This is a genomic window from Pseudomonas sp. BP01, from assembly GCF_022760795.1.
GTDB classification, from domain to species: domain Bacteria; phylum Pseudomonadota; class Gammaproteobacteria; order Pseudomonadales; family Pseudomonadaceae; genus Aquipseudomonas; species Aquipseudomonas putida_Q.
The window spans coordinates 191,841-213,471 of record NZ_JAFBKA010000001.1; the positions used below are offsets into that span (position 1 = coordinate 191,841).

Consider the following 21,631-nt stretch of genomic DNA (forward strand, 5'->3'; position numbering starts at 1 on the left):
GATGAACGATCACAACAACAGCATCAACCCGGAAACCGCCATGGCCACCACTACCATGACCATGATCCAGGCCCTGCGCTCGGCCATGGATGTCATGCTTGAGCGCGACGACAATGTGGTTGTCTACGGCCAGGACGTCGGTTACTTCGGCGGCGTGTTCCGCTGCACCGAAGGCCTGCAGAACAAGTACGGCAAATCCCGCGTGTTCGACGCGCCAATCTCCGAAAGCGGTATCGTCGGCACCGCCGTGGGCATGGGCGCCTACGGCCTGCGCCCGGTCGTGGAAATCCAGTTCGCCGACTACTTCTACCCCGCCTCCGACCAGATAGTCTCGGAAATGGCGCGCCTGCGTTACCGTTCGGCCGGCGAGTTCATTGCCCCGCTGACCCTGCGCATGCCGTGCGGCGGTGGCATCTATGGCGGCCAGACCCACAGCCAGAGCCCGGAAGCCATGTTCACCCAGGTGTGCGGTCTGCGCACCGTCATGCCGTCCAACCCGTATGACGCCAAAGGCCTGTTGATTGCCTCGATCGAATGCGATGACCCGGTGATCTTCCTCGAGCCCAAGCGCCTGTACAACGGCCCGTTCGATGGCCACCACGACCGCCCGGTAACGCCGTGGTCGAAGCACCCGCACAGCGCCGTGCCCGACGGTTACTACACCGTGCCGCTGGACAAGGCCGCCATTACCCGCCCGGGCAATGACGTGACCGTGCTCACCTACGGCACCACCGTGTACGTGGCCCAGGTGGCCGCCGAAGAAAGCGGCGTGGATGCCGAAGTGATCGACCTGCGCAGCCTGTGGCCGCTGGACCTGGACACCATCGTCGAGTCGGTGAAAAAGACCGGCCGCTGCGTGGTGGTGCATGAAGCCACCCGTACCTGCGGCTTCGGTGCCGAACTGGTGTCGCTGGTGCAGGAGCACTGCTTCCACCACCTGGAGGCGCCGATCGAGCGCGTCACCGGCTGGGACACCCCCTACCCTCACGCGCAGGAATGGGCGTATTTCCCAGGGCCTTCGCGGGTAGGTGCGGCATTGAAAAAGGTCATGGAGGTCTGAATGGGCACGCACGTCATCAAGATGCCGGACATTGGCGAAGGCATCGCGCAGGTCGAGTTGGTGGAATGGTTCGTCAAGGTCGGCGACATGATCGCCGAGGACCAGGTGGTGGCCGACGTCATGACCGACAAGGCTACCGTGGAAATCCCTTCGCCGGTCAGCGGCAAGGTGCTGGCCCTGGGTGGCCAGCCAGGTGAAGTGATGGCGGTCGGCAGCGAGCTGATCCGCATCGAAGTGGAAGGCAGCGGCAACCATGTGGATGTGCCACAGGCCAAACAGATAGAAACGCCCGCGGCCCCTGTGGCAGCCAAGCCAGAGCCGCACAAAGACGTAAAACCGGCCGCGTACCAGGCGCCTGCCAACCATGAGCCGGCGCCCATCGTGGCGCGCCAGCCGGGCGACAAGCCGCTGGCCTCGCCAGCCGTGCGCAAACGCGCGCTGGATACCGGTATCGAACTGCGTTACGTGCATGGCAGCGGCCCGGCCGGGCGTATCCTGCACGAAGACCTCGACGCCTTCATGAGCAAACCGCAGAGCGCCGCCGGGCAAGCCCCCAATGGCTATGCCAAGCGCAGCGACAGCGAGCAGGTGCCGGTGATCGGCCTGCGCCGCAAGATCGCCCAGCGCATGCAGGACGCCAAGCGCCGGGTCGCGCACTTCAGCTATGTGGAAGAAATTGACGTCACCGCCCTGGAAGCCCTGCGTCAACAGCTCAACAGCAAGTACGGCGACAGCCGCGGCAAGCTGACGTTGCTGCCGTTCCTGGTGCGTGCCCTGGTCGTGGCGCTGCGTGACTTCCCGCAGATCAACGCCACCTACGACGACGAAGCGCAGATCATCACCCGCCATGGCGCGGTGCATGTCGGCATTGCCACCCAGGGTGACAACGGCCTGATGGTGCCCGTGCTGCGCCATGCCGAAGCGGGCAGCCTGTGGGCCAATGCCGGCGAGATTTCGCGCCTGGCCAACGCTGCGCGCAACAACAAGGCCAACCGCGAAGAGCTGTCGGGCTCGACCATCACCCTGACCAGCCTGGGCGCCCTGGGCGGCATCGTCAGCACACCGGTGGTCAACACCCCGGAAGTGGCGATTGTCGGCGTCAACCGCATGGTTGAGCGGCCGGTGGTCATCGACGGCCAGATCGTCGTGCGCAAGATGATGAACCTGTCCAGCTCGTTCGACCACCGTGTGGTCGACGGCATGGACGCCGCGTTGTTCATCCAGGCCGTGCGTGGCCTGCTCGAACAACCCGCCTGCCTGTTCGTGGAGTGAGCATGCAACAGACTATCCAGACTACCCTGTTGATCATCGGCGGCGGCCCTGGTGGCTACGTGACTGCCATCCGCGCCGGGCAACTGGGCATTCCTACCGTGCTGGTGGAAGGCCAGGCACTGGGCGGTACCTGCCTGAACATCGGCTGCATTCCGTCCAAGGCGCTGATCCATGTGGCCGAGCAGTTCCACCAGACGTCACGCTTTGCCGGGCCGTCGGAACTGGGCATCAGCGTTACCTCGCCGCGCCTGGACATCGGCCAGAGCGTGGCCTGGAAGGACGGCATCGTCGACCGCCTGACCACTGGTGTGGCCGCCCTGCTGAAAAAGCACGGGGTCAAGGTGATTCACGGCTGGGCGAAGGTGCTCGATGGCAAGCAGGTCGAGGTTGATGGCCAGCGCATCCAGTGCGAACACCTGTTGCTGGCCACCGGTTCCAGCAGTGTCGAACTGCCGATGCTGCCGCTGGGTGGGCCGGTGATTTCCTCGACCGAAGCGCTGGCACCGAAAGCCCTGCCGCAACACTTGGTGGTGGTAGGCGGTGGCTATATCGGCCTGGAACTGGGCATTGCCTACCGCAAACTGGGCGCGCAGGTCAGCGTGGTGGAAGCGCGTGAGCGCATCCTGCCGACCTACGACAGCGAATTGACTGCCCCGGTGGCCGAGTCGTTGAAAAAGCTGGGTATCGCCCTGCACCTGGGCCACAGCGTCGAAGGTTACGAAAACGGTTGCCTGCTGGCGAACGACGGCAAGGGCGGGCAACTACGCCTTGAAGCCGACCAGGTGCTGGTGGCCGTGGGCCGCCGGCCACGCACCCAAGGTTTCAACCTGGAATGCCTGGACCTGAAAATGAACGGCGCCGCCATTGCCATCGACGAACGCTGCCAGACCAGCATGCACAACGTCTGGGCCATCGGCGATGTGGCCGGCGAACCGATGCTGGCGCACCGGGCCATGGCCCAGGGCGAAATGGTCGCTGAGATCATCGCTGGCAAGGCACGCCGCTTCGAGCCTGCCGCGATTGCTGCGGTGTGCTTCACCGACCCGGAAGTGGTGGTGGTCGGCAAAACCCCGGAGCAGGCCAGCCAGCAGGGGCTGGATTGCATCGTCGCGCAATTCCCGTTTGCCGCCAACGGCCGCGCCATGAGCCTGGAATCGAAAAGCGGTTTCGTGCGCGTGGTGGCGCGCCGGGACAACCACCTGATCCTGGGCTGGCAAGCGGTTGGCGTGGCGGTTTCCGAACTGTCTACGGCGTTTGCCCAGTCGCTGGAAATGGGCGCGTGCCTGGAGGATGTAGCCGGTACCATCCACGCCCACCCGACGCTGGGTGAGGCCGTACAGGAAGCGGCGTTGCGTGCCCTGGGCCACGCCCTGCATATCTGACACTGAAGCGGCCGAGGCCGATTTGGCCCGCTGCGCCGAGAGGCGCCGCGGGTCTTTTTTCATTCAGGCGCTGATCCCTATCACCTGCGCGATCCCTTGTAGGAGCGGCCTTGTGTCGCGATAGGGCTGCGAAGCGGCCCCAGGATCTCTGCACCACAGCTGATATTGCTGGGGCTGCTTTGCAGCCCTATCGCGACACAAGGCCGCTCCTACAAGGGACCGCGTCAGGCTATGGGGCTATGGCATTCTTGCCGGCCGCCTTGGCCCGGTACAGCGCCTGATCGGCACGCGCCAGCAACGCAGGCTGGTCCTCTCCTTCCTGCCATTGCACCACGCCATAGCTCATGGTCAGCCGACACTCGCCCACCGGCGCCAACTGCTCCATCACCTGGCGCAAGCGCACCGCCACTTCAAGTGCCTCACCCAGCGTGGTCCGCGGCAGTACAAGCACAAACTCATCCCCGCCCCAGCGGGCCAACAGGTCCAGTTCACGCTGGCAAGTGCGCAGGCTTTCGGCCACCCGCACCAGCGCCGCGTCGCCACGGGCATGGCCGTAGCGGTCGTTGATCGGCTTGAAGTCATCCATGTCCATGGCGATCAGCGACAACGGCTGGCGGAAGCGCTGGGCCCGCTCGCACTCCAGCTGCAAGGTCTTTTCCAATCGATAGCGATTGGCAATGCGGGTCAACGCATCACGCTCAGCCAACTCGCGGTTTTCGTCCAGTTGCCGCTGCAACTGCTGGTTCACCCAGGACAGCTCGCGGGTGCGCTCGGCCACTAGGCACTCCAGCGACTGATTCTTCTGTTCCAGCTGGGCCACCCGGCGTTTGCCGGCGTCGATGTTACGGTGCGCACCGAGCATGCGCGCCACCGAACCGTCCTGGTTATGGGCAATGATGTAGCCGCTGTCTTCGATCCACAGATAGCTGCCATCCTGGCAACGACAGCGGTATTCGATGAGGTAGCGCTCATTGCGCTGATTGATATACGCCTCGAAATGCGCCATTACCCGCGGGTAGTCCTCTGGATGGATCACGCTTTCCCAGGTGAGCACCGAATTGGCCATTGAATGGCTGGCGTAACCGAGCATGGCGTACCAGCCCGGGTTTCGATAGACGTAGCCGGTATTGGCATTCCAGTCCCAGATGCCATCGCTGATCAACTCGAACAAGGTGTGCAATTGCTGTTCACTGAAGCCGGCGGGTGCCGGCCTGGTTTCCTGATTCATGGACGCTCTCCCTGATGCCCAGCAACTGCGCTCCGGTCAAGGGGCTGCCGACAGTGGTGTAATTGCCGCAGGCGGCAAGATGATGCTTGAACCGGCAAGCATATGCCCACCGTGCTGCCACCGGGAATAGTTGCAACGCGCTATTTTCGCCCACCGCTGTAGGCGGTATGGCTGCCAAAGCGTTTCGTATAAGATATCCGCACCGCCTGATTCTGGAATTTCCCGTGCCGTTGCCGTCTTTCAAAGCTACCGACCTGGGTGCAACGCCCTCGATGTCGGAAATCATCGCTAAACACCTGCGCGAGGCAATTATCTCGGGGCAGCTGGCCGAAGGCGAACCGGTGCGTCAGGACGAAGTGGCGCAGGCGTTCAACGTCAGCAAGATCCCGGTGCGCGAAGCCCTGAAGCGCCTGGAAGCCGAAGGCCTGGTGGATTTTCAGCGCAACCGTGGCGCGCTGGTTACCCGCATCTCGGAACCTGAACTGGCGCAGATGTTCGAGGTACGTGTGTTGCTGGAAGTGCAAGCGATTCGCCTGGCGATTCCGAACATGACCGAAGCACATTTTGCCCAAGCCGAAGCCATCTGCGCGGAGTTCATCGGCGAGGACGATGTGGGCCGCTGGGCCGACCTCAACTGGGCGCTGCACGCCTGCCTGTACGAACCGGCGCGGCGGCCTTACCTGGTCGGCCTTATCCGCTCGATCCATGACAAGGTGGAACGCTACCTGCGCATGCAAATGAGCCTGTCAGCGGGCAAGCTGCGCGCCGATCACGAGCACCGGGATATCGTCGCCGCCTGCCGGGCGCGGGATGTAGAACTGGCGGCGCGGCTGATAGAAGAACACATCAATGGCGTGTGCCAGAGCCTGTACGAGCACCTGCCCCATAACTGACCCGACAGGCTATCACCGCCCCTTGTAGGAGCAGCCTTGTGCTGCGAAGGGGCCCTTGCAGCCGACAACATTTCCATAGGCCTTGCCGGCCTCTTCGCAGCACAAGGCTGCTCCTACAGACCACTCGATCTGAAATCTCCCTTGTGGCTTCGTTTTTGCTTATCTAGATATCGTATACGAAATACCATATAAGGAATCGGCGGCTCCGATTTCCCCGGCGCCACCCTGCCTACTCCTTCTTCCAATAATTACGTATCGGAGTGCAAAACCATGGCCACACCCTCTTCGGCGGCATCAGCGAATGTCGCAAACACAGCAGGCAAGGCCCCTGCGGGCATCAAGCGTGTGGTAGCTGCGGCCATGGCCGGCGCAGTCGCCGAGTGGTACGAATTCTTCCTGTACGGCACCGCCTCGGCACTGGTCTTCGGCCAGTTGTTCTTCCGCCAGACCGGCAGCGCCATGGACGGCATCATTGCCGCCTTTGCCCTCTACGCAGTGGGCTTTCTCGCCCGCCCCATCGGTGGCCTGGTGTTTGGCCATTACGGCGACAAGGTCGGCCGCAAGCATTTGCTGCAGATCAGCCTGATCGTGGTCGGGATAACCACCTTTCTGATGGGCTGCCTGCCCACCTTCGAGCGCATCGGCTACGCCGCGCCCATCCTCCTGGTGGTGTTGCGGCTGATCCAGGGCTTCGCCTTCGGCGGCGAATGGGGCGGCGCGGTGCTCCTGGTGTCCGAGCACAGCCCGGACAACCGCCGCGGCTTCTGGGCCAGCTGGCCGCAAGCGGGCGTGCCGGCCGGCAACCTGATCGCCACCATCATCCTGCTGTTGTTGTCGTCCAACCTTAGCGAGGCGCAGTTCCTGGACTGGGGCTGGCGGGTGGCCTTCTGGTTCTCGGCAGTGGTGGTGCTGATCGGTTACTGGATCCGCACCCGAGTCGATGATGCGCCCATCTTCAAGGAAGCCCAGGCCAAGCAGCAGAAGCTGGAAAGCCAGCAACTGGGCGTGGTGGAAGTGGTCACCAAATACTGGCGCGAAGTGCTGATCGGCATTGGCGCGCGCTTTGCGGAAAACATCCTCTACTACACCGTGGTCACGTTCTCTATCACCTACCTGAAGCTGGTGGTGCACAAGGACACTTCGCAAATCCTGCTGCTGATGTTCGGCGCCCACCTGCTGCACTTCTTCATGATCCCGGCCATGGGCTACCTCTCAGACATCATCGGCCGCAAGCCGGTGTACCTGATCGGCGCCGTGCTCACCGCGTTCTGGGGCTTTGTCGGTTTCCCGATGATGGACACCGGCAATGACTGGCTGATCATGGCGGCCATCACCCTGGGCCTGGCCATCGAGTCCATGACCTATGCGCCGTACTCGGCCTTGATGGCCGAACTGTTCCCCACCCACGTGCGCTACACCGCCCTGTCGTTGTGCTACCAGGTGGCGCCAATCCTGGCTGGCTCGCTGGCGCCGCTGATCGCCGTCACCTTGCTGAAGGAATACAACAGCTCCACGCCTATTGCCTGGTACCTGGTGGGCGCGGCAGCGATCTCGATGGTTGCCGTGGCGGCAGCCAAGGAAACCCGCGGCAAGTCACTGCGCGCCGTTGACGAAGAATCCGTGGCCCGCAACGCCGGCCGTTAAGCAACCCATAAAAATCACACAAAAATAGGTAACCACCATGAGCAATATCTTCAACGGCACCATGCCCGCCCTGATGACCCCGTGCACCGCCGAGCGCACACCGGACTTCGACGCCCTGGTGCGCAAGGGCCAGCAGCTGATCGAGGCTGGCATGAGCGCCGTGGTGTACTGCGGTTCGATGGGCGACTGGCCACTGCTGACCGAGGCCGAGCGCCAGGAAGGCGTGGCGCGCCTGGTGGCCGCCGGCATCCCGACCATTGTCGGCACTGGCGCGGTGAACACCCGTGAAGCGGTAGCGCATGCCGCCCACGCGGCCAAGGTCGGCGCCGCCGGCCTGATGGTCATCCCTCGCGTGCTCAGCCGCGGTGCCTCACTGATCGCCCAGAAGCACCACTTCTCGGCCATCCTCGCCGCCGCGCCCAAGCTGCCAGCGGTGATCTACAACAGCCCCTACTACGGCTTCGCCACCCGCGCCGACCTGTTCTTCGAGCTGCGCCGCGAATTCCCCAACCTGATCGGCTTCAAGGAATTCGGTGGCGGTGCCGACCTGCGTTACGCCGCCGAGCACATCACCTCCAAGGATGACGACGTGACCCTGATGGTGGGCGTGGACACCCAGGTGGTGCATGGCTTCGTCAACTGCAACGCCACCGGTGCCATCACCGGCATCGGCAATGCCCTGCCCCGTGAGGTGCTGCACCTGGTAAGCCTGAGCAAGCAGGCGGCCAAGGGCGACGCCAAGGCCCGTCGCCTGGCCCGCGAGCTGGAAGCGGCGCTGGCGGTGCTGTCGTCGTTCGATGAGGGCTGCGACCTGGTGCTGTACTACAAGCACCTGATGGTGCTGAACGGCGACAGCGAGTACAGCCTGCACTTCAACGAAACCGACGTGCTGACCGACGCCCAGCGCAACTACGCCGAGCAGCAGTACGCGCTGTTCCGCAGCTGGTACGCCAGCTGGTCGGCCGAGCAGAACATCGCCTGACCAATGCCCTGCGCGGCCCTTTGTAGGAGCGGCCTTGTGTCGCGAAAGGGCTGCGCAGCAGCCCTGGGGTTTCCGCGCAGATGCACAATTTGCTGGGGCTGCTTTGCAGCCCGATCGCGACACAAGGCCGCTCCTACAGGGATGGCGGTGCAGCAGCGCCTGAGGCAACACGCCTCAGGAAAAATCGGCAGGATGTTGTGCAGAGAATTCGTTTGAGGTCCTTGGCCTTATTGTCCACGGTGGGAGGCTGGTAGCTATTTGCCACGCGTGGACGCAGGCGCATGACGATGCCTGCGTTGGGGGACGTTGTCAGATCCCCCCAACAATAAGAGAGGACAAGGAAATGCAATCCAACGGTTTGAAGCAAAGCCTCAAGCAGCGGCACATCACCATGATCGCGCTGGGCGGGGTGATCGGTGCCGGGCTGTTCATGGGCTCGGGCTCACTGATCGCATCGGCAGGGCCTGCGGCCATCCTGTCGTATTTCATCGGTGGCCTGGTGGTCACCCTGGTCATGTTCATGCTGGGCGAAATGGCCTGCCGCAACCCGGATGCCGGGTCGTTCTCGACCTATGCCAACACCTGGCTCGGCGACTGGGCAGGGTTTTCCGTCGGCTGGCTGTACTGGTTCAAGTCGATGATGACCATCACCCTTGAAGCGGTATTGCTGGGCGCCATCCTGCATGACTTTCTACCCTGGCTGCCGATCTGGGCAGGCGCCTTCCTGATGCTAGTGACCCTGATGGCCAGCAACGCCTACTCGGTGCGTTCGTTTGCCGAAGTGGAGTATTGGCTGGCGGCGATGAAGGTCGCCACCATCCTCATCTTCATGCTGCTGGGCATCTCGATCCTGCTTGGCCTGCACAGCGACATTGCTTCGCCTGGGCTGGTCAACCTCACCGCCCACGACGGTTTCATGCCCAACGGCCTGTCGCCCGTGATGGCGGGTGTCATCGTGGTGATCTTCTCGCTGGGCGGCAGCGAAATCGCCGCCGTAGCGGCAGGCGAATCGGAGAACCCGCGGCAGAACGTGATCCGCGCGATCAAGAGCGTGATCCTGCGGGTGATGCTGTTCTACGTAGGCTCGGTGTCGATCCTGATCCTGTGCTTGCCATGGACCGACAAGGCCAACCTCGCCTCGCCCTATGTTTCGCTGTTCAGCCTGGCCGGGTTCGGTGGTGCTGCGGTGGCCATGAAGCTGGTGCTGTTCGTCTCGTTCATGTCGGTGATGAACTCGTTCATGTTCTCCAACTCGCGCATGCTGTTCTCGCTGAGCCAGCGCGGCCACGCGCCCAAGCTGTTCTCGCGCACCAGCGCCAAGGGCGTGCCGATCAATGCACTGCTGCTGAGCCTGTCGATATGCACGCTGATCCTGACCGTGCACTTTATCAGCGCCGGCGACCTGTTCATGACCCTGGCCAAGAGTACCGGCAGCCTGGTGATGGTCGTATGGATCTTCATCATCATCGCCCACGTGGCCATGCGTTGGAAAACCCGTCACGAAGCGGTCGACCCCAAGGCCTTCCGCGCCTGGCTGTTCCCGTACGCCAATATCGTTGCGCTGTTCGCCTTGCTGGCAGTGATCGGCACCCAGGCGTTCGACCCGGCGTCGCGCTTCCAGTTTTGGTTCACGGTGCTGACGGTATTGCTGGTTGTGGCGGGGTACTTCCTGATGCGCCAGCGGACGGCGGCCGCTGCAAAGGAGGCGGAAGCAAAAATGGGAGAGGCAAGAAATGGCGTCCCAGGCAGGAATTGAACCTGCAACCTTCCCCTTAGGAGGGGGATGCTCTATCCAATTGAGCTACTGAGACGCTACGACCGGCAGCGAGCGCTGCACAGCGGGACGGCCAGCATGTTAACCAGCATGCTGGCATTTGTCATGCACCTACCGGGCTTTTTCGCGTAATCCTTTTCTGGCACTGCTACACCTGCGGCAGCACACCTTCATCGCACAGTAGCCCGAACAGGGCTGCGACCGCAGCCTCCAGGGTTGTGGAGTTGTCCAGCATGTGCACCGAAGGATCGGGCAGTGCCTGCAAGCGGGCGCTGCGAGCCAGGCGCTGTTCGACCTCCTCGACGGTTTCGCGGCCACGGGCCACCAAGCGCTGGCGCAGCACCTCGGGCTTGACCTCGACCCGCACTGCCAACAGGTCCGGGTAACGCTGGCGCGCTTCGGCCAGGTAGGCCCGCGAGCCATTCACCACTACTGCCCTGCCCGCCGCCAGCCACTCTTCTACCTGCTGGGGAATGCCATAGTCCAGGCCGTTGGCGCGCCAGTGCATGGCAAACGCGCCCTGCGCACGCAGGGTCTCGAACTGCTCGGGCGTGACCCCATGCGCGGCTTCGCCCTTGGCTTCGGCCGAACGGGTAATGACGCGGCGGGCAATTTCTACCCCGGCAGCCGCCAGTCGCTCACGTGATGCGTCGATCAGGGAATCTTTCCCGGAACCCGACGGTCCTATCAGAAATATCATCCGACCCGTCCCTGATCGACGGTCGCTTGCGTCATGTTGCATAGCCACTATGCTCTATGAAGGGAAACCGCCGCATTCTAGGTGTTTTCCTGATCTTTTGCTGCGTTTTACCAGTTTTTGACGGCAAAAGTCTGACGGTTGGGCAAGCCGGAGCATGTAAAACTTTTCAAACCAGTGCTCATTTCTGATAATTGGTACTGGCAGAAAGCCTTTATCCGGCTCACTATTTGTCACAGAATTGACGCCAAGGAAACGGCGACCATAAGGCAAGATGAGCATCCATTTTTACTGACGGTTGAACATTTTGTCGTCGCCACGGTCGTATTTCCACCCCGTGCGGCCAATTTGAGAACCGCTTCCCCTGAACCAAAATCTGGTCAATTTATATGCGCCCAATGAAACAGGCTATTTATTCAAGCCGCACCGCTGACAAATTTGTCGTCCGCCTGCCAGACGGGATGCGTGAGCGCATTGCCGAGGTAGCGCGCAACCATCACCGCAGCATGAACTCTGAAATTATCGCGCGCCTGGAACAGAGCCTTATCCAGGAAGGTGCGTTGGGTGACGAGCTGAGCATGCGCCTGGACAGCCCTGAGCTGTCCCTGCATGAGCGCGAGTTGCTGCAACGCTTCCGCCAACTGTCCCACCGCCAGCAGAACGCCTTGGTGGCCCTCATCGCTCACGATGTGGAAATGGCGGCCGACGCTTCCTGAGGCCTGCAGCGAACATGAAAAAGCCAGCGTAAGCTGGCTTTTTTGTGGGCGCCTGGTTCTGCAAGAGACGCGCTCCTACAGGGCCCGGACAAGTCGCAATGGCAGGTTTACAGCAGGAACAGCGTAGCCAGGCCAAGGAAGATGAAGAAGCCGCCACTGTCGGTCACGGCAGTGATCATCACACTCGCACCCATTGCCGGGTCGCGCCCCAGGCGGGCCAACGTCATCGGGATGAGCACACCCATCAGCGCCGCCAGCAACAGGTTCAACGTCATCGCTGCGGTCATCACCACACCCAGTGACCAGCTGCCATACAGCCAGAAAGCCACCGCACCAATCACTCCGCCCCAAACCAGGCCGTTGATCAGCGACACCGCCAACTCCTTGCGCATCAGGCGGCTGGTGTTGCCCGGAGACACCTGGTCCAGCGCCATGGCACGGACGATCATGGTGATGGTCTGGTTACCCGAGTTGCCACCAATACCCGCAACGATCGGCATCAACGCAGCCAACGCCACCAGCTTTTCGATCGACCCTTCGAACAGCCCGATCACGCGCGAAGCGAGAAAAGCGGTAATCAGATTGATCGCCAGCCATGCCCAACGGTTGCGGAACGAGCGCCAGACCGAGGCAAAGATATCTTCCTCTTCACGCAGACCCGCCATGTTGAGGACTTCGCTCTCGCTCTCCTCACGGATCAGGTCGACCATTTCGTCAATGGTCAAACGGCCAATCAAGCGACCGCCCTTGTCTACTACAGGTGCCGATACCAGGTCATAACGCTCGAAAGCCTGCGCCGCATCATAGGCATCTTCCTCGGGCTGGAAGGACACCGGGTCGGTCGCCATGACCTCCGCTACCTTCTTTTCCGGGTCGTTGACCAGCAAACGCTTGATCGGCAATACCCCTTTCAGGATGCCGTCATAGTCGACCACAAACAGTTTGTCGGTGTGGTTGGGCAGCTCTTTCAGGCGGCGCAGGTAGCGCAGTACCACTTCCAGGCTGACGTCTTCGCGGATGGTGACCATCTCGAAGTCCATCAGCGCACCGACCTGCTCCTCGTCGTAGCTCAGCGCCGAGCGCACACGCTCGCGTTGCTGGGCATCGAGGGTTTCCATCAGCTCGTGAACAACGTCGCGTGGCAGCTCAGGGGCCAGGTCGGCCAGCTCGTCGGCGTCCATTTCCTTGGCGGCGGCCAGCAGCTCGTGATCGTCCATGTCGGCGATCAACGATTGACGAACCGAGTCGGAAACTTCCAGCAGGATGTCGCCATCGCGATCCGAGCGCACCAGCTGCCAGACCGTCAGGCGGTCTTCCAGGGGCAAGGCTTCGAGGATATAGGCGATGTCGGCGGGGTGCAGGTCATCAAGCTTGCGCTGCAGCTCGACGAGATTCTGGCGGTGGACCAGGTTTTCGACCAGGTCGTTGTGCGCGCCTTCCTGGCGGTGCGTCAGGTCTTCGACCACACGCTGGCGTTGCAGCAGTTCGACCACCTGGGCCAGGCGATCCTGCAAGCTTTCTTGCGCTTTTTTTACTTCTACTTCAGTCATAGGCGAACTCCACTCCCAGCAGCGGAGCACGCCGGGAGAATCAATCGGTCAGATCTTTCTGTATGAATTTTGTTAGCGAGTAACTACTGGGTAAGTCCATGGTGGTTTTCCACAAGCCCCGGCGGGGCTGACGGGCGCAATCATACACTGCTCGCGCTGTCAGATCGCTTAAATTTTTGGCCAGAACAATCGTTTGCGTGATAAAGATGGGACAACGCTCGAAGCTATCAGTGCGACGGTTGTTGTGGATGGGGAGGCACATCGAAGTTCAGGTACGTTGCGCCTGACAATTTGGGATTGCCTCGCAGCCGCACGCTACACCATGATCATTACAGAAGAGCATAGATCGGCATCGCCACAATTCAGTGGCGCAGAAAAACAAAAAGCCCGCTCAATTGAGCGGGCTTCTTGATGGGTATGGCGGACTCAGCAGGATTCGAACCTGCGACCGCTCGGTTCGTAGCCGAGTACTCTATCCAGCTGAGCTATGAGTCCGTGGTGGTAGTTTTAGACCAGATTACCACTGGTTGACTGAAGTCGCTTTGCAAGCAGAGCCACTTCAAAAAGTGGCGGACTCAGCAGGATTCGAACCTGCGACCGCTCGGTTCGTAGCCGAGTACTCTATCCAGCTGAGCTATGAGTCCGCAATTGGTAGTTTTAGACCAGATTACCACTGGTTTCTTGAAGCAGCCTTGCAAACAAAGCCACTTCAAAAGTGGCGGACTCAACAGGATTCGAACCTGTGACCGCTCGGTTCGTAGCCGAGTACTCTATCCAGCTGAGCTATGAGTCCGTGTCTTGCCGCGCATTATAGGTCGCTGAAACATTTTTGCAAGAACTTTTTCGTTTAAAATCAACTACTTAGCGTTCTTACCGTTTACAGCGCCCTAAGCGAATAATGGCGGTGAAGGGGGGATTCGAACCCCCGATACCCTTATGAGGTATACTCCCTTAGCAGGGGAGCGCCTTCGGCCACTCGGCCACCTCACCGCAACACGAGGCGAATATTAAAGAACCTCTTTCACCTTTGCAACCCTTTTTTTAAAAAAACTTCAAAAGAATTAAAGGCTTGGCTCTTCATCCTTCTCTTTCTTGATCCGCAGGTAGATTTCCTCGCGGTGAACGGCCACTTCTTTCGGGGCGCTGACGCCAATACGCACCTGGTTGCCTTTGACGCCAAGCACCGTCACGGTGATCTCGCCGTCTCCAATGATCAGGCTCTCGGCGCACCGACGAGTCAGAATCAACATAGCTTTCTCCTTACGCAAAACATTCAGGGGTAACAGTCTTTGGTATCGGGCCTGGTCGTGGACGACGACCCGGCCCCGGTTACTCGCCGCACAGGGCAGGACAGGGCCTGCGTGACGAGCAGAAACGCGAAGGGCGCGGCAAGCCGCGCCCTTCCTGGCAGCGCCTTACTCGCCCTGTCGGACAGGTGCGTCGAGCTCGAACGCGGTGTGCAGCGCGCGCACGGCCAGCTCCAGGTACTTCTCTTCGATCACGACCGAAACCTTGATCTCGGAGGTGGAGATCATCTGGATGTTGATGCTCTCCTTGGCCAGGGCTTCGAACATGCGGCTGGCAACACCGGCGTGCGAACGCATGCCAACGCCAACGATCGAGACCTTGGCGATCTTGGTGTCGCCGATCACTTCACGGGCACCGATTTCGCGGGCAGTGTTTTCCAGCACGCTTTTCGCGCTCTCGTACTCGTTGCGGTGTACGGTGAAGGTGAAGTCGGTGGTGTTATCGTGGGCAACGTTCTGCACGATCATGTCGACTTCGATGTTCGAAGCGCTGATCGGGCCGAGGATCTTGAAGGCCACGCCCGGGGTGTCCGGCACGCCGCGAATGGTCAGCTTGGCTTCATCACGGTTGAAGGCGATACCGGAAATGATCGGCTGTTCCATGGATTCCTCTTCATCAATGGTAATGAGGGTACCCGGACCCTCCTTGAAGCTGTGCAGCACGCGCAGCGGAACGTTGTACTTGCCGGCGAACTCCACCGAACGGATCTGCAGCACCTTGGAACCGAGGCTGGCCATTTCCAGCATCTCTTCGAAGGTGATCTTCTCCAGGCGACGGGCCTGTGGCACAACGCGCGGGTCGGTGGTGTAGACGCCATCGACGTCGGTGTAGATCTGGCACTCGTCAGCCTTCAGCGCCGCCGCCAGGGCCACGCCCGTGGTGTCGGAGCCGCCACGGCCCAGGGTGGTGATGCTGCCGTGCTCGTCGACGCCCTGGAAGCCTGCTACCACGACCACGCGGCCTTCCTTGAGGTCGGCACGAATCTTCTGGTCGTCGATCTGCAGAATGCGCGCCTTGTTGTGCGAGCTGTCGGTGAGGATGCGCACCTGGTTGCCGGTGTAGGACACCGCTGGCACACCACGCTTGATCAAGGCCATGGTCAGCAGGGCAATGGTGACCTGCTCACCGGTCGACACGATCACGTCCAGTTCACGCGGAACAGGCTGATCGGTGATCTGCTTGGCCAGGTCGATCAAGCGATTGGTTTCACCGCTCATGGCCGACAGCACAACCACCAGGTCGTCGCCTGCCTCACGGTGTTTCTTGACCTTTTCGGCTACCTGCTCGATCCGCTCGATGGAACCGACAGAGGTGCCGCCAAATTTCTGTACGATCAACGCCATTTCAATGGTGCCTCAGCCCATACAGGGCCCCAAAAAACAATCCAACATGAAGAGGCCGGCGACTAGACCGCCGGCCCCTTCATCTCAAAGTCCCTGCTCTGCGAATGGCACGGCCAGCGCCAGGGCCTGGTCCAGTGCAGCGACGTCGACGCCACCACCCTGGGCCATGTCCGGACGGCCACCGCCCTTGCCACCCACCGCCGCAGCGGCTTGTTTCATCAGATCGCCAGCCTTGAGTTGGCTGGAGAGGTCTTTGGTCACGCCGGCCACCAGCACAACCTTGCCCTCATGCTCGCTGCCCAGCAGGATCACTGCGTGGCCGAGCTTGTTCTTCAACCGATCGACCAGGGCCAGCAAGGCCTTGCCATCCTGCCCATCCAGGCGGGCGGCGAGAACCTTGGCACCCTTGACCTCAACAGCCGCGTTGGAGAGATCGTCCCCGGCGGCGCTGGCGGCTTTGGCCTGCAGCTGTTCCAGCTGCTTCTCCAGCTGACGGTTGCGCTCCAGCACAGCCGACAGCTTGTCGATCAGGTTGTCGCGGTTGCCTTTGACCAGTTGCGCGGCTTCCTTGACCTGTTCTTCGGCAGCGTTCAGGTAGGCCAACGCAGCGGCGCCGGTAACTGCTTCGATACGGCGTACGCCAGAGGCCACGCCGCCTTCGCTGATGATCTTGAACAGGCTGATGTCACCGGTGCGCTTGGCGTGGATACCGCCGCACAGCTCTACCGAGAAATCACCACCCATGCTCAGCACACGCACGGTGTCGCCGTACTTCTCGCCGAACAGCGCCATGGCACCTTTGGCCTTGGCGGTTTCGATGTCGGTCAGTTCGGTTGTCACCGGGGTGTTTTTGCGCACTTCGCGGTTGACGATGTCTTCCAGGGCCTTGATCTGCTCTGGCTTCAGCGCCTCGAAGTGGCTGAAGTCGAAACGCAGGCGCTGGCTGTCAACCAGCGAGCCCTTCTGCTGTACGTGTTCGCCCAGCACCTGGCGCAGCGCTTCGTGCAGCAGGTGGGTGGCGGAGTGGTTCAGCGAGGTAGCGTGCTGCACGTCGGCATCGACCTTGGCCTCGACCGGCGAACCGATTACCAGCGCACCGCTGGCGACCACGCCATGGTGCAGGAAGGCACCGCCAGTCTTGGTGGTGTCGCGCACGTCGAAGCGCGCAGCGCCGGCCTGCAGGAAGCCGGTGTCACCCACCTGGCCACCAGACTCGGCATAGAACGGCGTGCGGTCGAGCACGACCACGCCCTGCTCGCCTTCACCCAGCTGGTCGACGGCCTGACCGTCTTTGTACAGGGCGATGATCTTGCCCTGGCCTTCGGTGGCGTCGTAGCCGACGAACTCGGTAGCGCTGTCGACCTTGACCACACTGTTGTAGTCCATGCCGAAGGCGCTGGCGGAACGCGCGCGCTCACGCTGGGCGTCCATCTCGCGCTCGAAACCGGCTTCGTCAATGGTCAGCTCGCGCTCTCGGGCGATGTCGGCAGTCAGGTCCATCGGGAAGCCGTAGGTGTCATACAGCTTGAACACCACGTCGCCCGGTACCACGTCGCCTTTCAGCTGGGCCAGGTCCTGCTCGAGGATGCGCAGGCCTTGCTCCAGGGTCTTGGCGAACTGCTCTTCTTCAGCCTTCAGCACGCGCTCGATGTGCGCTTGCTGGCTCTTCAGCTCAGGGAAGGCTTCGCCCATTTCGGCGGCCAGTGCGGCAACGATCTGGTAGAAGAAGCTGCCCTTGGCGCCCAGCTTGTTGCCGTGGCGGCAGGCACGACGAATGATGCGACGCAGCACATAGCCACGGCCTTCGTTGGACGGCAGCACACCGTCAGCGATCAGGAAGCCGCACGAGCGAATATGGTCGGCGACCACTTTCAGCGACGCCTGGCCGTCATTGCTGCAACCGATGGCCTTGGCCGCAGCCGACAGCAGGTTCTGGAACAGGTCGATCTCGTAGTTCGAGTGCACGTGCTGCAGCACGGCGCTGACGCGCTCCAGGCCCATGCCGGTGTCCACCGACGGCGCTGGTAGCGGGTGCAGCACGCCGTCGGCGGTGCGGTTGAACTGCATGAAGACGTTGTTCCAGATCTCGATGTAGCGGTCGCCGTCTTCTTCTGGCGAGCCGGGTGGGCCGCCCCAGATGTCCGCGCCGTGGTCGTAGAAGATCTCGGTGCACGGGCCGCAAGGGCCGGTGTCACCCATGGTCCAGAAGTTGTCGGAGGCGTATGGGGCGCCTTTGTTGTCGCCGATGCGTACCATGCGCTCGGCCGGCACGCCGACTTCCTTGGTCCAGATGTCGTAGGCTTCGTCGTCAGTGGCGTAGACGGTGACCCAGAGCTTTTCCTTGGGCAGGTTCAGCCATTGTTCGGACGTCAGGAAGGTCCAGGCGAAGGTGATAGCGTCGCGCTTGAAATAGTCGCCAAAGCTGAAGTTGCCCAGCATTTCGAAGAACGTATGGTGACGCGCGGTGTAACCGACGTTTTCCAGGTCGTTATGCTTACCACCGGCGCGCACGCACTTCTGGCTGCTGACAGCACGGGTGTAGGCACGCTTCTCCGCGCCGAGGAAGCAGTCCTTGAACTGGTTCATGCCGGCATTGGTGAACAGCAGGGTTGGGTCGTTGTTCGGGATCAGCGAACTGGAGGCGACTCGGGTGTGTCCCTGCTCTTCGAAGAAGCGAAGGAAGGCTTCACGGATTTCTGCGCTTTTCATAGGTTCTTCCACGGAAACGGCGGCCCTGTTGGGCAAACGCGTCGACGAAACGACGGCAAAGGGCCGCATTATATCGGTCCTGCAATCTCGATGCAGTGTGTTTATACGATAGAAACCATCGTTTGGACGGTTTTTCGGGCTATGCAAACGAAAATGACATGACCGGATGCTAAATCCTGTCTTTCGCCACTGGCAAGCCAATTACCGCTGATGGGGAGGGAAAATGGAACAGGCGGTGAATTAAAAGAGTTTCATGGGGAAGGAAGGATCCAATTCATCCTGTCAGGGCCCTATCGCCGGCAAGCCAGCTCCCACAGGATAACCACAGGCCTGGCGGTCATGCAGTCCCTGTGGGAGCTGGCTTGCCGGCGATAGGGCCGGGGCAGGAAGACAGGCAATCAGCCCAGCCGCTGCCCCGAATCCGGCACGATCAGGATGCCCGCCCGCAAGCCGTTCCTGACCTTGGGGTTGGGGAAGATGATGCGCGCCCCCTCCTCCTCCACTACCCAGCGGGTCTCGGCCAGGTCTTCGGCCAGCAGGTAACCCTTGCTCAGCTCCGAGAAGTTCTCGATGTCCGCCGGCAGGTGCAGGTGGAAGCTGTCGCTGTGCTTGATAATCTCGCGAGAAACACTGAACAGTTGCAGGCCATCCAGCGAGCCTTCACCCTCTGGTTCGGTGCCTTCGATGATCTGGATCAGGCGTTCTTCCAGCCGGTCGAGGTTGACCTGCTCGTTCTGGCCAAACGGGCGGGCCTTGCCCAGCTCCAGGGTGAAAGCTTCGGCCTCCAGCTGCTCGTAGGTAAAGGCACTGAAGGTGATGGAGGATTTGCTCTGCAGCAACACCGCCTCCATGCCTGCCGCCGCCAGGCGCGCCAGTTCACGACGGGAGTGCTTGCGCCCCTCTTTATAGGGGTACAAGGCAAATTGCTCGATCTTTGAACCACGGATGGCGGTATGCAGGTCGTAGTGCAGGCGGCTGCGCCCCGGCTTGCTGAAAAACACCCGGGCAAACTGTTCCAGCTCGGCGGCACGTAATGCCTCGAAACCACTGGAAAGCTCATGGCGCCCGTTGAAGAGCCGATTGATGTCCTGTTCGATGAAGCGCTCGCCCTTGCGGATAGCCGCCGGGTTGCCGAACAGGAACAACAGCCGTGCCCTGGGTTTGATCTTGCCGTTGGCCACACCGTGCAGCAGCCGTTCGAGCAATTCGATCGGCGCCGTTTCGTTGCCATGAATGCCGGCAGACAACAGCAAGTCCAGCCCGCAATCCTCGCTTTCGGCCGGGCGCACTTCGAGCGCGCCCTCCCCCAGCCAGCGCAAACGCGCGCCCTTGGGTGTCACTTGGGTCTTCTCGGCCGGTTCGTGATCGGTGAGTGTCAGCTCAAGCAATTTGCCAAGGGCGAGCATAGGGGCTTCCTTAGTGGTGGTGGCCGCAGTCGGGGCCATGGACGTGATCGTCGTCTTCGCCAACCTCGGCCGGCTCCATTTCCAGCTGCAGGCTGACCAGGTTGGTGGCCATCGGGCGCAGCAGCAGGTTGGCGTATTCGGTGTCGTCTTCATCGACATCCACACCGATCAGCAGCTGGCCACGGCCGTCCTGCTGAATCCACACTTCCTTGCCTTGCCAAACCACGGCAAAGCGGGTGCAGGAGGTTTCCAGCTGGGTGCCGTCTTCATCTTCGAGGATCAGGCGCAGGGCGTCGGTCATTGCAAAGTCTCTCTTCAAGGTTGGCGTTGGAACGGATATACCGAGCCCAACTTCAATATCTGGGTCAATTCGTCCAGTGCCGTACGGCACTCCACCAGCAGCTGCGGGTCGGCCAGGTCCGCTTCGCCCAGGCGATCGCGGTAATGCTTGTCGACCCACTGCACCAGGGTGTCGTACAGCGGGGCGGTCATGATAACCCCTTGGTTGACCGCCGCCAGTTCCGATTCCTGCAACGCCACGCGCAGACGCAGGCAAGCCGGGCCACCGCCGTTCTGCATGCTTTGCTTGAGGTCAAATACCTTGACCTCCCTGACCGGGCCACCCTGGCTGGTCAGTTGGCCCAGGTAGGCCCAGACCCGCTCGTTGTTCCGGCACTCCTCCGGCACCACCAGCAGCATGGTGCCGTCATCGCGGCTGAGCAGCTGGCTGTTGAACAGGTACGAGCGTACGGCATCCTCTACCGCCACCGCCGCCCGTGGCACACAGATGGCCTGGAAGTTGCCACCCTTGCTGGCCAGTTTAGCTCGCAGCTGGCCAAGCACCGCGTCGGTCTCGAGGAAAGCGTCCTCGTGATAGAACAGCACCTCGCCGTTGCCCACCGAAATTACATCGTTATGGAACACGCCCTGATCGATCACAGCGGGGTTCTGTTGAGCGTAGACCACACCGCCATCGCTCAGCCCATGCAGCCGGGCCACGGCCTGCGAGGCCTCCAGGGTTTGCCGGGCCGGGTACTTCTGCGGCGCCGGGTAACGGCTGTCGAAGGCACTGCGGCCATACACGAAAAACTCCACGCCAGCGTCACCATACGCACGGCAGAAGCGCGTGTGGTTGGCCGCGCCCTCGTCACCGAACTGTGCCACGGCAGGCAGCGCCGCGTGGTGGGCAAAGTGTTTCTCGTTGTTGAACATGGCGCCCAGCACACGGCTGGTGGTCGGGTGCTCGATGCTGCGGTGGTACTTGCAGTTCAGGTTGGCGGCAGTGAAGTGCACGCGGCCATCGGCCGTGTCGGCACTGGGGCTGACCGTGGCCGCATTGGCCACCCACATGCTCGACGCCGAGCAACTGGCCACCAGCAACGGCATGGCTTCTTTCGCAGCACGCTGGATGACCTCGGCATCGCTGCCGCTAAAGCCCAGGCGGCGCAGCGCGGCCACATCCGGGCGCTCTTGCGGTGCCAGCACGCCTTGCTTGAAGCCCATGTCGGCCAGCGCTTTCATTTTCGCCAGCCCCTGGCGCGCGGCTTCGCGCGGGCTGGAACCTTGCTGGCTGTTGCTCTGCGAAGCCACGTTGCCGTAAGACAGGCCGCCATAGTTGTGGGTAGGCCCCACCAGGCCATCAAAATTCACTTCATAGGATTTCATCG

The 21,631-nt window shown here is 61.6% G+C and carries 18 protein-coding genes and 5 tRNA genes; 9 read left to right on the forward strand and 14 right to left on the reverse strand.

Annotation, left to right across the window (positions count from 1 at the left end):
* Position 1: 1 nt before the first annotated feature.
* The 3 genes from JOY50_RS00850 to lpdA are packed head-to-tail and all read left to right on the forward strand — an operon-like array spanning position 2 to position 3,714.
* Entirely contained in the window at positions 2-1,060 is a 1,059-nt protein-coding gene (locus tag JOY50_RS00850) for an alpha-ketoacid dehydrogenase subunit beta (RefSeq protein ID WP_016488476.1), read from the forward strand.
* Complete coding sequence (locus tag JOY50_RS00855; RefSeq protein WP_138737280.1) at positions 1,061-2,332, forward strand: dihydrolipoamide acetyltransferase family protein; 1,272 nt, start codon at positions 1,061-1,063, stop codon at positions 2,330-2,332.
* Positions 2,333-2,334: 2 nt separating this feature from the next.
* A complete protein-coding gene (gene lpdA / locus JOY50_RS00860; RefSeq protein ID WP_138737279.1) occupies positions 2,335-3,714 on the forward strand; it encodes a dihydrolipoyl dehydrogenase in 1,380 nt (459 codons plus the stop codon).
* Between the two features lie 229 nt (positions 3,715-3,943).
* On the opposite strand, the gene JOY50_RS00865 is transcribed toward lpdA, so the two are convergent.
* Positions 3,944-4,942 (reverse strand): diguanylate cyclase, encoded by a 999-nt coding sequence (locus JOY50_RS00865; protein ID WP_132845485.1) that lies wholly within the window; start codon positions 4,940-4,942, stop codon positions 3,944-3,946.
* Between the two features lie 272 nt (positions 4,943-5,214).
* Here JOY50_RS00865 and JOY50_RS00870 point away from each other — a divergent pair, with 272 nt between their 5' ends.
* The 4 genes from JOY50_RS00870 (at position 5,215) to JOY50_RS00885 (ending at position 10,217) form a co-directional block, all read left to right on the forward strand.
* Positions 5,215-5,835, forward strand: a complete 621-nt coding sequence (locus tag JOY50_RS00870; RefSeq protein ID WP_096426987.1) for a GntR family transcriptional regulator — start codon at positions 5,215-5,217, stop codon at positions 5,833-5,835.
* Between the two features lie 270 nt (positions 5,836-6,105).
* Positions 6,106-7,479 (forward strand): fosfomycin efflux MFS transporter AbaF, encoded by a 1,374-nt coding sequence (gene abaF / locus JOY50_RS00875; protein ID WP_310737892.1) that lies wholly within the window; start codon positions 6,106-6,108, stop codon positions 7,477-7,479.
* 37 nt (positions 7,480-7,516) lie between these two features.
* The gene (locus JOY50_RS00880) at positions 7,517-8,461 is read left to right on the forward strand and encodes a dihydrodipicolinate synthase family protein (protein WP_243054648.1); all 945 of its coding nucleotides are present in this window, start codon (positions 7,517-7,519) and stop codon (positions 8,459-8,461) included.
* A 343-nt stretch (positions 8,462-8,804) separates the two neighbouring features.
* A complete protein-coding gene (locus JOY50_RS00885) occupies positions 8,805-10,217 on the forward strand; it encodes an amino acid permease (protein WP_243054649.1) in 1,413 nt (470 codons plus the stop codon).
* Here JOY50_RS00885 and JOY50_RS00890 read toward each other — a convergent pair.
* A tRNA-Arg gene (locus JOY50_RS00890) sits at positions 10,196-10,272 on the reverse strand. The genes JOY50_RS00885 and JOY50_RS00890 overlap by 22 nt on opposite strands.
* A gap of 111 nt (positions 10,273-10,383) precedes the next feature.
* Positions 10,384-10,977, reverse strand: a complete 594-nt coding sequence (gene phnN, locus JOY50_RS00895) for a phosphonate metabolism protein/1,5-bisphosphokinase (PRPP-forming) PhnN (protein ID WP_243054650.1) — start codon at positions 10,975-10,977, stop codon at positions 10,384-10,386.
* A gap of 344 nt (positions 10,978-11,321) precedes the next feature.
* On the opposite strand from phnN, the gene JOY50_RS00900 reads away from it, so the two are divergent.
* Positions 11,322-11,648, forward strand: a complete 327-nt coding sequence (locus tag JOY50_RS00900; protein ID WP_003254499.1) for an Arc family DNA-binding protein — start codon at positions 11,322-11,324, stop codon at positions 11,646-11,648.
* 107 nt (positions 11,649-11,755) lie between these two features.
* Here JOY50_RS00900 and mgtE read toward each other — a convergent pair whose 3' ends face one another.
* Positions 11,756-13,198: a magnesium transporter gene (gene mgtE / locus JOY50_RS00905; protein WP_019473793.1), complete on the reverse strand. Its 1,443-nt coding sequence runs from the start codon at positions 13,196-13,198 to the stop codon at positions 11,756-11,758.
* Positions 13,199-13,391: 193 nt separating this feature from the next.
* Between mgtE and JOY50_RS00910 the strand changes: the two genes are divergently transcribed.
* Positions 13,392-13,610: a hypothetical protein gene (locus tag JOY50_RS00910; RefSeq protein ID WP_132846921.1), complete on the forward strand. Its 219-nt coding sequence runs from the start codon at positions 13,392-13,394 to the stop codon at positions 13,608-13,610.
* Positions 13,611-13,616: 6 nt separating this feature from the next.
* Here JOY50_RS00910 and JOY50_RS00915 read toward each other — a convergent pair.
* From JOY50_RS00915 to astB, 10 genes are all read right to left on the reverse strand, one after another.
* A tRNA-Arg gene (locus tag JOY50_RS00915) sits at positions 13,617-13,693 on the reverse strand.
* 72 nt (positions 13,694-13,765) lie between these two features.
* Positions 13,766-13,842, reverse strand: a tRNA-Arg gene (locus JOY50_RS00920).
* Positions 13,843-13,914: 72 nt separating this feature from the next.
* A tRNA-Arg gene (locus JOY50_RS00925) sits at positions 13,915-13,991 on the reverse strand.
* 106 nt (positions 13,992-14,097) lie between these two features.
* Positions 14,098-14,188: transfer RNA gene (locus JOY50_RS00930), tRNA-Ser, on the reverse strand.
* Positions 14,189-14,259: 71 nt separating this feature from the next.
* Complete coding sequence (gene csrA / locus JOY50_RS00935) at positions 14,260-14,448, reverse strand: carbon storage regulator CsrA (protein ID WP_003254503.1); 189 nt, start codon at positions 14,446-14,448, stop codon at positions 14,260-14,262.
* Positions 14,449-14,613: 165 nt separating this feature from the next.
* On the reverse strand, positions 14,614-15,849 hold the full coding sequence (locus JOY50_RS00940) for an aspartate kinase (RefSeq protein ID WP_132846922.1): 1,236 nt from the start codon (positions 15,847-15,849) through the stop codon (positions 14,614-14,616).
* Between the two features lie 84 nt (positions 15,850-15,933).
* Positions 15,934-18,558: an alanine--tRNA ligase gene (gene alaS / locus JOY50_RS00945; protein ID WP_243054651.1), complete on the reverse strand. Its 2,625-nt coding sequence runs from the start codon at positions 18,556-18,558 to the stop codon at positions 15,934-15,936.
* Between the two features lie 398 nt (positions 18,559-18,956).
* On the reverse strand, positions 18,957-19,964 hold the full coding sequence (astE, locus tag JOY50_RS00950) for a succinylglutamate desuccinylase (protein ID WP_019473147.1): 1,008 nt from the start codon (positions 19,962-19,964) through the stop codon (positions 18,957-18,959).
* A 10-nt stretch (positions 19,965-19,974) separates the two neighbouring features.
* Positions 19,975-20,265, reverse strand: coding sequence for a hypothetical protein (locus JOY50_RS00955; RefSeq protein WP_016488488.1), 291 nt, complete (start codon positions 20,263-20,265; stop codon positions 19,975-19,977).
* A 14-nt stretch (positions 20,266-20,279) separates the two neighbouring features.
* Complete coding sequence (gene astB / locus JOY50_RS00960) at positions 20,280-21,629, reverse strand: N-succinylarginine dihydrolase (protein WP_243054652.1); 1,350 nt, start codon at positions 21,627-21,629, stop codon at positions 20,280-20,282.
* Positions 21,630-21,631 lie beyond the last annotated feature (2 nt).